Source organism: Pigmentiphaga litoralis (genome assembly GCF_014651835.1).
In the GTDB taxonomy this organism is placed as follows: domain Bacteria; phylum Pseudomonadota; class Gammaproteobacteria; order Burkholderiales; family Burkholderiaceae_B; genus Pigmentiphaga; species Pigmentiphaga litoralis.
Genome location: NZ_BMXQ01000002.1, coordinates 760990 through 772277, shown reverse-complemented (window position 1 = coordinate 772277; position 11288 = coordinate 760990). Strand labels below are relative to the sequence as shown.

Here is an 11288-nt window from a genome sequence, read left to right as displayed (position 1 = left end):
ATGATCCCTTTTTTGCACCTTTTCTTTTTTGTGCTTGCCCTGCCGGTCGTGCTGGCCTGCCTGTACCTGGGGCTGATGACACTGCTGTCGGCGCGGGTGCCGCTGCCACCGCCGTCGTCCCGCAGGTTGCGCTTCGACATTCTGGTGCCGGCCCACAATGAAACGGCGGTGATCGCACGCACCGTGCGCAGCCTGTGCCGCATCGACTGGCCTGCCAATCAGTTCCGCGTGGTCGTGATCGCCGACAACTGCGACGACGATACCGCGGCGCTGGCCCATGCCGCCGGCGCCCACGTGCTGGTACGCCGTGACCTGGAACGGCGCGGCAAGGGCTACGCGCTGGCCCATGGCATCGCGCACAGCGCCGCCACCGGCCGTGCCGACGCGGTCGCCGTGGTCGATGCCGATACCGAGGTCTCGCCCAATCTGCTCGAAGCCTATGCGTCGCGCATCGAGCAAGGCGCCGAAGCCATCCAGGCCAACTATGGCGTGCTCAACCCCGACGACTCGTGGCGCACCCGCATGCTCACGATTGCCTATGGCGCCTTCCACGCCGTGCGGTCCCGCGCCCGCGAACGCCTGCGTGTGTCCTGCGGCCTGCGCGGCAACGGCATGTGCCTGACCCACGCCCTGCTTCGCCGCCACCCGTTCGCCGTGTTTTCCATGACCGAAGACCTGGAGTACGGCATCCAGCTGGGCGAGGCCGGCATCCGCGTGTTCTATGCCGACGAGGCCGCGGCCGACGCCGAACTGGTGTCGTCGGAACAGGCTTCCCGCTCGCAGCGGCAACGCTGGGAAGGCGGCCGCTTTACGGTCGTGCGCAAGTACGCCGGCCATCTGCTCAAGCTGGGCCTGACCCGTCCCGACCGCGTCACCTTCGAACTGGGCTGCGACCTGCTGCTGTTGCCGTTGGGGTATGTCGGGCTGCAGATCGGCGTGCTGCTGGTGTTGTCGGGTATCGCCGCGTGGTTTGTTCCGGCCATGGACGGCTGGTTCGTGCTGTCGCTGGCGCTGCTGCTGGTCCTGATCCTGCACGTGCTGCGCGGCTGGCAGCTCACGCCGCTCGGGCCACGCGCCCTGCTGGACCTGGCGCGCGTACCTTTCTTCGTGATCTGGAAGCTGATCGTATTGGTGCGCAACAAGAGCAACACGGCCTGGGTCAAGACCGTGCGCGACAAACCGGTCAAGGACAGGCCCTGAATGGCGCACGGCGATACGCGCGCGCAGGCCGCCCGCCCGGTTGACCAACCCGATCGTGCGGCCGGGCCAGCCGCCCGGCTGCGGTCCAGCCCCCTGGGCCGCAAGCTCGACCACAAGCTGGTCAAACTGTTCGGCAGTTCAATCATCGACCAGGCCATGCTGTCGGCGGCCAACTTCGTCGTTGGCCTGATCCTGATCCGCTACACGCCCGAAGCGCAGTACGGCTATTACGTGCTGGCCTTCAACGCCATGATGCTGGCCACCACGCTGCAAGGCACCTTTGTCGGCACCCCTCTGGTCATCCACCTGCCCCAGCTGTCGAATGACGAACGCCGTTCGTGGATCGGCAGCCTGCTGCGCGATCAGATCCGCTGGGGGACGATCGGCAGTGTCGTCACCATCGCCTGCGCCGCGATCGCCTGGGGCATGGGCTGGCTGGATCGCGAAGCCGGGCCCGTGCTGCTGGCGGGCCTGGCGCTGATTGCCTGCGCCCTGTATCGCGAGTACTTCCGCGCGGTCCTGATGATGTATCAGCGCACGGTGCCGGTGCTGGGCGCCGACGCGGTGTATGTGGTCTGCCTGATCGCCGGCGGCGTGCTGGCCACACGGTTTCCGGCCGCCGCCGTGGCCGCATTGCTGACCGCAGCGGTCTCGGCGTTGATCGGCGCCGCCCTGCTGCGCCGCGTGCTGCGGCCCGAATTCGATCCCCATGCCGCGCCGGGCCGCCTGGCGGGCATCGCCAGGATGGGGTCGATGGCTGCCGCGGGCGGCGTCATCTACTGGCTGTTCACGCAGGGCTACAGCTTCCTGGCCGCCGCCACCTTGAACGTGACCGATGTCGCCGCGCTGGCGGCGTCGCGTCTGCTGCTGATGCCGATCAACCTGCTGTCGTCGGGCGTGCAGCGGCAACTGGTGCCTATCGCGTCGAACTGGGTGCACGAACACGGCGTCGCCCGCACGCTGCGCAGACTGATCATGTTCTCGGCCGGCATCGGCGCGCTGACCCTGGTGTACGGCATCGTGGTCTGGGTGCTGCGCGACTGGATCTTCCTGGACCTGATGCGCAAGCGCTTCGAAGATCGCGACACCCTGCTGCTGATGTGGATCGCGATCTTCCTGGTGATGGTGGTGCGCGATCCGCTCAATCAGTTGCTGGTGCTGCGCCAGCGCTTTCGCATCCTGATGGCCGTGTCGCTGGTGTGCGCGGTGATCTCGCTCAGCATCAGCTATGTCGGCATGGTGCAGCTGGGCACGCGCGGGGCGCTGATCGGCATCCTGGCCGGCGAACTGTTGAATCTGGTGGCCGTGCTTTGGCTGGCACGGCTTGAGTCGCAGACCGACAGGCACGCTAACACGCCGGCGCCGGTATCCGCCGATGCCGCCGATGCCGCCCCGCGATGAACCCTTTCCTCGTTTCTTCCAGCGCCTCCGTCGGCGCGCACCGTTAGGCTGACCCGTCATGGAAATGCTGTCCATCCAATACCTGCGCGGTATCGCGGCCATGATGGTCGTTGGCGTGCACTTGTATCCGCAGCTTGAACGCATGGGCTATGACCACTACTGGCCGCACTGGCTGGCAAGTGGCGTGGACATTTTCTTTGCGTTGAGCGGCTTCCTGATGTGGATCACGACGCGCGGCAAGAACGTGACCGTGCTGGAGTTCTACCGCCGCCGGGTCGTGCGGATCGTGCCGCTGTACTGGGTCCTGACGTCGGTGGCGGTGGCGGTGATGCTGATCGCGCCGCACCTGATGCAAAGCACGCAGTTCAATCTGATGCATGTGATTGCGTCGTATCTGTTCATTTCGACGCCGAACCCCGCGGGGCATATGGAGCCGGTGCTGACGGTGGGTTGGACGCTGAATTACGAGATGCTGTATTACGTGATTTTCGGGCTGACGCTGGTGCTGACGACGGCCTGGCGGTTCGGCGCGACGGCGCTGGTGTTCGTGGCGCTGATCGCGGCGGGCTGGCTCATTCCGAGCAGCCATCCGATGTGGATTTCGTATACGTCGAACATTACCTTGGAGTTCCTGCTGGGGATGGGGATCGGGTGGTGGTATGCCCGGGATCCGCGCAGCGGGTCGGCGGCCTTGGGGTGGTTGCTGGTGGTGGGCGGGTTCGCGACGATTGTGCTGTTGTCGTTCGTTGCGCCGACGTTGACGCGGCCGCTGCAGCAGGGGGTTCCGGCGGCGGCGATCGTGATCGGGGCGATCATGCTGGAGCGCTATCAGTCGCTGCCCCGGATGCCTTTGCTACACAAGCTGGGGGACGCGTCGTATTCGATTTATCTGTCGCATACGATTGTGTTGTCGGCGTTGAGTCAGGGGTGGCGGAAGGTGGGGATGGATGCGATGCCGTTTGGCAAGACGGCGTTTTGTGTGGTGGGGGTGGTGGCGGTGAGTGTGGTGGGACTGGCGATGTTCCGGTGGTTGGAGCAGCCGTTGATTGAGGTGTTCAAGAAGAAGCGGGTTCCGGTGCAGGCGCATGCGGGGGAGCGGGTGCCTTCGCATTGAGTTCTTGAGCACTTTTCTTGCCGTGGCGCGGGGTGCTTGCCGATGGTGCGGAGTTCTTGCGCGGCCGCCGTGGGTAGTTGGGTTGGGGGTCAGAGCTGGCGCAATTCCCCCCAACCCAACTACCCACGCCGTCCTCTGGTGGTGAAAAACTCTTTGCGATGTGTGCTTTCTTGGGGCGGGCGGTGAGTGCTTGGCTCGTTGCCAGCAACTCCCCCCCACTCCCCCACCGCAACTCAATATCCTCCCTCACCCCACCCGAAGATCGGTCACCCCCCCAAGCAAGCACCAACTCTGCCAAGTTCAGGGATGGCGCGGGGAGTCGCATTGCGAGGCTTTGCAATGCCCAGGCCCGGCGTAGGCCGGGACCCAGCGAGCTCGGCCTCGCAATGCGACTCCCCGCGGCGTCCGGGCTTCAAGCCAGCAACTCTTCCGACCTGCCCCAAAACCTCAACTAACCCCCACCCGATCCTTGAACAACCTCCATAACCGCTTATGCCGCCTCCCCCTGGCCCGAGCCTCCGACCAATCGATCATGCTGTCGTTCATGTCGTAATCCCCCCGCTGCGCATCCGGCACATCGCCGCGTTCGACGGTGGCGATCAGTTCGGGCAGCCGGCGGTAGAAGGCCTCGCTTCGGTACGGGGGGTGCAGGGACCACATGCCGGGTGCCTGGCCCAGAAAGTCAATGCGCCACAGGTGGTTGGCTTTCAGGACGTCGCCCAGGATCACTTCAGCTTCGCGGGCGTCGGGGGGGTTGCCGAGCAGGCGGGATTTGCAGCGGTTCAGGAAGCGGGGGGGCAGGAGCGGCAGCACGCCTAGCGTGTCGCGCAGGCGTTGCAGGTCGATCATGAAGATGCGGGTGCTGACTTCCTTGAACCGGTAGGCGGGGCCGCCGGCAACGTCGACCGGGGCGTGTTCGCCGCTGTGGCCGCGCACGGCGCCGTCGCTGCGGGCCGGGCCGGGAAAGGGGCCGACGAACAGGGTGTCGGGGCGCGCCGCAAACAGGGCCAGGGCTTCCTCGACCCAGGTCGAGCTGCCCCCGCCAAACAGCATGTCGCCGTCGAAGTGGACGACGTAGCGCGCATCGGCGTGCAACAGGCCGAAAAAGTAGGCATAGAAGGGGCCGCCGTCCCAGGCCTTGACGGGAATGTCATCCAGGCCGAAGAAGGCCTGCGCCACCTCTTTGCGGGCGGAGGGGCTGTAGTCGACCAGCACCGTGCGCAGTTGCGGGTAGCGTTCACCAAAGCGGGCCAGCAAGGCGCGCAGGTCCGTCATGTACCGGTCGAAGTTGCTGCCGCGGTACCGGCCCGAGCGGCTGCGATGCGTGTCGACCGTCACCACGATGTGATCGACCATCGGTCCCCACACCCTGATCTGGTGCTCCAGCAGCTGTTCCACGTGCCGGTAGTCCATCGGGTACATGTTGATCTGCACCGCGATGCGGTTCGGATAGTCCATGCCTCGCACTCCTTGATTCATGACGTGGCCCGCAGGCCGGCTTCCAGCGGCGTCCAGCGCAAGCCCAACACCGTTTCGGCCGCGTCAGGCACGAGCACGATGTCCTGCTGCCACAAGGCCAGCATCGACGGGCTGAGCACGGCCGGGGTATGACGCAGTCCCACCTTGCCGCCTATCTTTTCCAGCACCTTGAGCGGGATGGCGGCGCGGCGTTCGATGGCAAGCCGGCGCGGCGTGATGCGCTTGACCGGCACGGCGCCCAGCGCGCGGCCGTACTGCACGAAATATTCGTTCCAGCGCGGTGCATTGCGCATCGCCAGATTGAAGGCGCGGCCTGCGGCTTCGGGCCGGCGCAGCGCGGCGTCGACGGCGTCGACCACGTCGTCGATGTAGACAAGGTTGCTGCAGCCATCGCCGGCCAGGCCCAGGTCGCCGATGCGGCGGGCACGCAGCAGTTCCGCGATGCGCACCGACCACTGCGTGCTGCCGGGGCCATAGATACAGCCGGGCCGCAGCATGACGGCGCCGGGCAGGTCGCCCAGCAGTTGTTCCGTTTCGACCTTGGCGATCGAGTAGGGCCCGACGTCGCCCAGCAACGGATGCGATTCCGCGACCTTGCCCAGTGCGGACCCATACACCGCCATCGAGCTGAAATGCACGACGGGTCGCGCCGGGCCGGGGGCGTCGCGCAGCGCCTGCCGCAGTGCGCGGGCGCCTGCCACCATGACGTCGGCCGATGCCGCCACGCAGTTGACGACGGCGTCGGCCTCGCGCACGGCGGCAGCCAGCGCCCCAGAATCGGCCGCGTCGAAGGTGACGTTGCGGGCGCCGGCCAGCGCTACCGGGCGGCGCGTGGCCGCGATCGGCGTGGCCCAGTCCGACGCCGCCAGCCGCGCCACGATCTTGCGGCCGACAAAGCCGTTGGCGCCAAGTATCAATACGTTCAGTGTCATAAGCGATCCGGGGCGTGCGCGCGTTGCGCGGCGCGCAGGTCGTGGGTCAGGTGATCGGCCATGCGCAGCGCAAACGCCACGATGGTCAGGGTCGGATTGGCCTGGCTGGACGTGGGAAACACCGCCGAGCCCGCCACATACAGGTTGTCCAGTTCGTGCACGCGGCCATCGGCATTGACGACACTGGTGGCGGGGTCGGCGCCCATGCGGGCGGTACCGATGTGGTGGCCGCCGTAGGCGCCATACCGCGTCATCTCGGCTTCGACCTCGGCCGGGGCGTAGTCCAGCGTGCCGACGCCCGACGCGCGGATGTCGTCGGCCAGCAGCGCCAGGGCGCACTGCACGGTCTCGACATCCAGCGGCGTGTAGCGCCAATCGACCGACAGCGTCCGCATGCCCAGCACGTCGCACGTGTCGGTCAAGGTGACGCGGCTGTCGCGATGCGGAATCTGTTCGGCATGAAAGTCGATGCTGTACCGGTGCGCCTTGGGGTGCACGATGATCGACGGAAACTTGCGCGACGCCAGCGTGCGGTCGCGGCCCCAGTGCCACAGGAAAGCGATCACCCCCGGAATGTCGAGCAGCACGTTGCGCAGGTGCGCGAGCCAGGTGCCCAGGCTCGTTTTTTCGTCGCCGTACAGCCGCTTGGCGTATTCGTAGGGCACCATGAATTTGGCCAGGCACAGCAAGGACAGAATGCCGGTGCGGTGACGCGGATCGGTCATGCGCGGGTGGTGCAGGCGGGCGACAAAGTTGCCGACCCGCCGCTGGCGCTGCACGTCGGGCCGCAGCGCCAGCCGCCGCCGGCAATAGATGCCTTCGTCGCTGACGTCATAGCCATGCCAGGCATGACGCCCCGGCGCCAGTTGCAGGCTGCCGATGGTGCCTGCCACGTGGCACATGTAGTAGCGGCCCACGTTGTCGTGGGCGTTGCCGATGCCCTGCCCGCTGGCGCCCGGGCTGTTCAGCAGCAGGCGCACGGTTTCCAGTCCGCCCACGGCCAGCACGTAGCGGCGCGCATGCACGGGGACGGTCACGCCGCTCAGCGTACGGACGGTCAGGCCAGTGACCGATGTGCCGGCGGCATTGACGTCAATCGCCGTCACGTTCGCGTGCAACACCATGCGCACCGCGGGCGCGATGGCAATGCGGCGGCGGTAGCGCCAGCCGAAATTGGTCGGACAACTGAACCGCTCCAACGTGTCGGCCGAGAAGTGGGCGCTCTCGAACCCTTCCATCATGGGCTTGAGCGGACGCGTGAAGGTCTCGCCCGCCCGATACCGGAAGTCGCCCGCCTCGCACAACGCGTTGGCTCGCGGATAGTAGGCGGCGACCTCCTGGAATGGCAGGGGCCAGGCTTCGCTGCCAACGTAATCGCGCGCTTCGAAGTCGATGGGATCGAAGGGCATGCAGCGTCCGCCCCATACCGTGGTCGATCCGCCCAGCCGCCGCATGCGATAGCGGTGGAGGGGGCTGTGCATCTTTTCATCGGCGACCTCGCCGCTGTACAGGGACTGCGTGGCCTCGTCCTCGTCGTCGCCGCCGCTTTCCAGCAGCAGCACGGTCAGCCCGCTGTCGGCCAGCGCCAGCGCCATCGAAATGCCCGCGGCGCCCGCGCCCACGATGCAGATGTCGGCGCTCAGGGGCGTGCCCGACAGCAGGTCGCGCGCGTCAATGATCATGGGTGGCCCCGCTTCATGGCCGGTCGGCGCTCGCCCGGCCGGGTAGTGACCGGCCGCGTCATCGCCCCGCGCATCGTCAGTCGTAGCACAGCGTCGTCTCCACATATCTGGGCGCGGCGCAGTCCGGGCTGCGCAGCAGCCGTTCGGGCTGGCCCGCGCCGCCGTTGTCTGTCATCAGGGTCAGGCCGACGCGCAGCACCGTGCTGGTCGAACTCGGATAGTTGCGGCCCTCAACGTTGTCGCGCCAGCCGTCCACGGTCAGCTTCATGTTCCGGTTTACGGCCCATTCCACGCGAGGGCCGAAGCGCAGCGCCTCGCTGCTGCCATCATTGATGGCCGCCAGCCGGGTGTTCTTCTGGTTCTCGCGCACCACGTTGAACGACAGCCACAGCTTGTCGGTGTACTGCCAGCGGATCGATGCGCGCGCGCCGGTCAAGGTCGAATACAGAATGCCGGGGTCTTCTTCATTGGCGTACGGCCGGTGCCACACCGCCACGTCAAAGCGCGTCTTGGGCGAGTACTGCCAGGCCGCCTTCGCGTCCACCGTGATCAGGCTGGTGTTGCGGTCGGTCAGGGTCTCGTAGCTGCGCTGCCGATAGCCAATCCGGCTCGACAGCATGGTCTTGGCGCTGTAGACCCACTGCGCATCGACAAAGGCTTCGCGATCCGCGTAGCGCTTGTCCACCTGCGCGATCAGCCCCGGGGTGCGGTCCATGTACTCCACCCGTGACTGCATCAGCCCCGCCTGCACGTAGGTCGCGCCCCAGCCGCTGTAGCGCGCGGCGACCTGCACGCGGTTTTCGTTGCGGTTGTAGAGCGTGGCATTCAACGGGTATTCATAACGCAGCGCATTACGCGACACGCTCAGCTGCGGCAACGTCAACGACTCGGTCACCCGCAGTCCGACATCGGCAAACAAGTTGCGGGAATCCACCAGATCGCGCTCGGGCGCGCTCAAGGACAGGAAGCGGTTCAGGCGCTGTTCCTGCCCCAGTCCCACCGATCCCTGAAACAGCCTGCCCGCCCGCCACTGAAATGCGGTATCCAGGCGCTTGGGTTGATGCGTCAGTTGGGGATGCCGGTCGTACACCGCGCTGCCCAAGCTGCCCGACGCCACGAAGCGCGTGCGGTCCGACAGCAGCGGCCCGATGACGGCGCCGCTGACTTCGTTGAGCCAGACGGTGTCGGGCCCATAGAAGCCGCGCTCGGCATCGGACACCCGGAAGGGGTTGCTCAGGCGCTGCAAGGAACTGTCGGCTTTCAGCACGTAATCGATGAACCCGGGAAACTCGGCCGCGGCAGCAGGCGGGATGGCGCCAAGCGCGCAGACGCAAGCCGGCGCCGCCAGCCATCGGGCGCGACGCATCGTCATACGAGAGCCGCCGCGTACCGGGGCAATCGATCAGAAAATGCGCTCGTCCACATGGATCACGTCCCCCGGCTGCACGGGGTCGGTCAGCCGGACGCGCATCTTGCGGGTCTCGCCGGTGGTCGTGTCCTTGCGGCTGATGTCGATACGGCGGTCTGACGCGCGGGCGTTCAGGCCACCCGCCAGCGCCAGCGCCCGCATCACGTCCAGGCCGGCTTCCATCGGGTATGCCCCCGACTTGCCAACCTCGCCATAGACAAAAAAGCGCGCCACCTGCGGCAGGTAGACGATGTCGCCGGCCTGCAAGGGCATGTCCTGGATCTGGAGCGACGGCAGTTGCCGGTTGCCGATGGCGACCTGCAGACGTTGCTGCGCGGCGTCGGGCGTCGCGCCCCGCCGCAGCACCATGGCATGGTCTTCGGCCAGTTCCTTGGGGCCGCCAGCCACGGCCAGCAGCTCCAGCAGCGTCATCTGTCCTTCAATCGGATAGCGGCCCGGCCGCGTGACCTCACCCAGCAGCGACACCATGCGGCTGCGCACGCGGACCACTTCGACGGCGATCTGCGGGTCGCGCAGGAAGCCCTGCGTCTTCATCTGTTCGGCAATGCGCTGGCCGACGTCGGTCGGCGACAGGGTGGCGACCGCGATCGGTCCGATGAAGGGCACGACGATCCTGCCATCGACATCCACCGTGACCTGCACCGACAGTTCCGGACGGCCATACACGGTCATATACAGGGTGTCGCCCGGGCCGACCGTGGCGACTGCGCCGCCTTCGACTTCGGACATGGACATGGTGGACGGCGCCAGGCGGCCGGGGTGCAGCGTGCTCTGAGCCAGGGCGGGCATGGCGCCGCACAAGGCAGCGGCCAGAGCGAGTGCGGAACCCGCACGACGGCATGCCCGCGCCAGCCAGTTGCCCGCGCGGGGCCGCGGGGACGCACCGCGCACGTTCCTGTCCGGTCCCGGCGTGTTCGCGTCCCGGCGCAACGTCATCCTGCTTGCCAACACATGTTCTCCTGTATCGCCGTCGGTAAGGCGGCGCCTGTAGATTGTTGGCAACCCGGCCGGCAATGGAAAGGCCGACAAGGCTCAGTTGCACCGAAACAACGCAAGCCTGTGGCATTGCTGCATAACCCGCAGTTAAGTCCGGAAAAATGGGTGTAACCAGAGGATGCAGCCTGTGATTGTACCGTAAGCTATTTGGATGAATTGACAGGTTGCGGGCCGTAATTTTGTCTCGCATGCAACGACTGTCACTGCCGAATTTCATCCCTTAGCTTGCGCGCAACGCACCCGTGAAACCCACTCCTTCCCAGCCTGCCGGCAGCATCCGCCTGTTCGATCTCAATGTTCGTCCAGTCACCCTCAAGCAGGCGGTCGACTTGCTTGCCGCGTGGATCACCGAACGGCATAGCCGTGGCGGCGTCGTGGTCACTCCCAATGTCGACCACATCGTCCGGATGGAAAAGGCCGCGCCAGAATTTCGCGAAAGTTATGCCTCGGCCGAGTTCATTTTTGCCGATGGCATGCCCGTCGTCTGGGCCAGCCGCCTGCTGGGCCGGCCGCTGCCCGAACGGGTCACCGGCGCCGATCTGTTCGTTGCGCTGTGCCAAGAGGCCATAACCCGCAACTGGCGGGTATCGGTCATAGGCGGTATTCCAGGAACTGAAAAAACGTTGGAAGACCGTTTCCGGGATTACTACCCCGGCATCGACATCCAGGTGCACTGCCCGTCCATGAACTTTGATCCGCTGGGTGCCGAAGGCCTGGCAGCGGCCGACATGCAGCGCGAACGTGCACCGCATCTGCTGTTCGTGTGCCTGGGCATGCCCAAGCAGGAAGTCTGGTCGCTTCACTACGGCCCCACCCTGCCCGGCAGCCTGATCCTGTGTGTTGGCGCCGCCATGGAATTTGGCATCGGCCTGCAGCGCCGCGCCCCACGTTTCGTGCAGAAGGCCGGCATGGAATGGGCCTGGCGCCTGGTCTCCAATCCCAAGCGCTTCTGGCGCCGCTATCTGGTCGACGATCCGCGATTTGCCCGCATGTGCTGGCGCGAATGGCGACAGAACGCCCGGCCTTGAAGCCGCCCTCCGCTTCGTCCCCATGTT

9 protein-coding genes are annotated in these 11288 nt (G+C 66.3%); 4 read left to right on the top strand and 5 right to left on the bottom strand.

Annotated elements, in window-relative coordinates; genetic code table 11:
• The 3 genes from IE116_RS22010 to IE116_RS22000 are packed head-to-tail and all read left to right on the top strand — an operon-like array spanning position 1 to position 3715.
• Complete coding sequence (locus tag IE116_RS22010; protein WP_189615413.1) at positions 1 to 1200, top strand: glycosyltransferase family 2 protein; 1200 nt, start codon at positions 1 to 3, stop codon at positions 1198 to 1200.
• Complete coding sequence (locus IE116_RS22005) at positions 1201 to 2601, top strand: lipopolysaccharide biosynthesis protein (protein ID WP_189615411.1); 1401 nt, start codon at positions 1201 to 1203, stop codon at positions 2599 to 2601.
• Between the two features lie 58 nt (positions 2602 to 2659).
• On the top strand, positions 2660 to 3715 hold the full coding sequence (locus tag IE116_RS22000) for an acyltransferase family protein (protein ID WP_189615409.1): 1056 nt from the start codon (positions 2660 to 2662) through the stop codon (positions 3713 to 3715).
• A gap of 447 nt (positions 3716 to 4162) precedes the next feature.
• Here the strand turns inward: IE116_RS22000 and IE116_RS21995 are convergent, their stop codons facing one another.
• From IE116_RS21995 to IE116_RS21975, 5 genes are all read right to left on the bottom strand, one after another.
• Positions 4163 to 5173, bottom strand: coding sequence for a glycosyltransferase family A protein (locus IE116_RS21995; protein ID WP_189615407.1), 1011 nt, complete (start codon positions 5171 to 5173; stop codon positions 4163 to 4165).
• Positions 5174 to 5190: 17 nt separating this feature from the next.
• Positions 5191 to 6126 (bottom strand): NAD-dependent epimerase/dehydratase family protein, encoded by a 936-nt coding sequence (locus tag IE116_RS21990; protein WP_189615405.1) that lies wholly within the window; start codon positions 6124 to 6126, stop codon positions 5191 to 5193.
• Positions 6123 to 7808: an FAD-dependent oxidoreductase gene (locus IE116_RS21985; protein WP_189615403.1), complete on the bottom strand. Its 1686-nt coding sequence runs from the start codon at positions 7806 to 7808 to the stop codon at positions 6123 to 6125. The genes IE116_RS21990 and IE116_RS21985 overlap by 4 nt, the downstream gene beginning before the upstream one ends.
• Positions 7809 to 7884: 76 nt before the next feature.
• Positions 7885 to 9180, bottom strand: coding sequence for a hypothetical protein (locus tag IE116_RS21980; RefSeq protein WP_189615401.1), 1296 nt, complete (start codon positions 9178 to 9180; stop codon positions 7885 to 7887).
• Between the two features lie 30 nt (positions 9181 to 9210).
• Positions 9211 to 10026, bottom strand: a complete 816-nt coding sequence (locus tag IE116_RS21975) for an SLBB domain-containing protein (protein WP_189615399.1) — start codon at positions 10024 to 10026, stop codon at positions 9211 to 9213.
• A 449-nt stretch (positions 10027 to 10475) separates the two neighbouring features.
• Here IE116_RS21975 and IE116_RS21970 point away from each other — a divergent pair, with 449 nt between their 5' ends.
• Positions 10476 to 11261: a WecB/TagA/CpsF family glycosyltransferase gene (locus IE116_RS21970; protein ID WP_189615397.1), complete on the top strand. Its 786-nt coding sequence runs from the start codon at positions 10476 to 10478 to the stop codon at positions 11259 to 11261.
• Positions 11262 to 11288 lie beyond the last annotated feature (27 nt).

Bases quoted from the DNA above. Each gene is read 5' to 3' on its own strand.
- IE116_RS22005 (WP_189615411.1), top strand. From the start codon at position 1,201: ATGGCGCACGGCGATACGCGCGCGCAGGCCGCCCGCCCGGTTGACCAA.
- IE116_RS22000 (WP_189615409.1), top strand. From the start codon at position 2,660: ATGGAAATGCTGTCCATCCAATACCTGCGCGGTATCGCGGCCATGATG.
- IE116_RS21995 (WP_189615407.1), bottom strand. From the start codon at position 5,173: ATGGACTATCCGAACCGCATCGCGGTGCAGATCAACATGTACCCGATG.
- IE116_RS21975 (WP_189615399.1), bottom strand. From the start codon at position 10,026: ATGCCCGCCCTGGCTCAGAGCACGCTGCACCCCGGCCGCCTGGCGCCG.
- IE116_RS22010 (WP_189615413.1), top strand. From the start codon at position 1: ATGATCCCTTTTTTGCACCTTTTCTTTTTTGTGCTTGCCCTGCCGGTC.
- IE116_RS21985 (WP_189615403.1), bottom strand. From the start codon at position 7,808: ATGATCATTGACGCGCGCGACCTGCTGTCGGGCACGCCCCTGAGCGCC.
- IE116_RS21980 (WP_189615401.1), bottom strand. From the start codon at position 9,180: ATGACGATGCGTCGCGCCCGATGGCTGGCGGCGCCGGCTTGCGTCTGC.
- IE116_RS21990 (WP_189615405.1), bottom strand. From the start codon at position 6,126: ATGACACTGAACGTATTGATACTTGGCGCCAACGGCTTTGTCGGCCGC.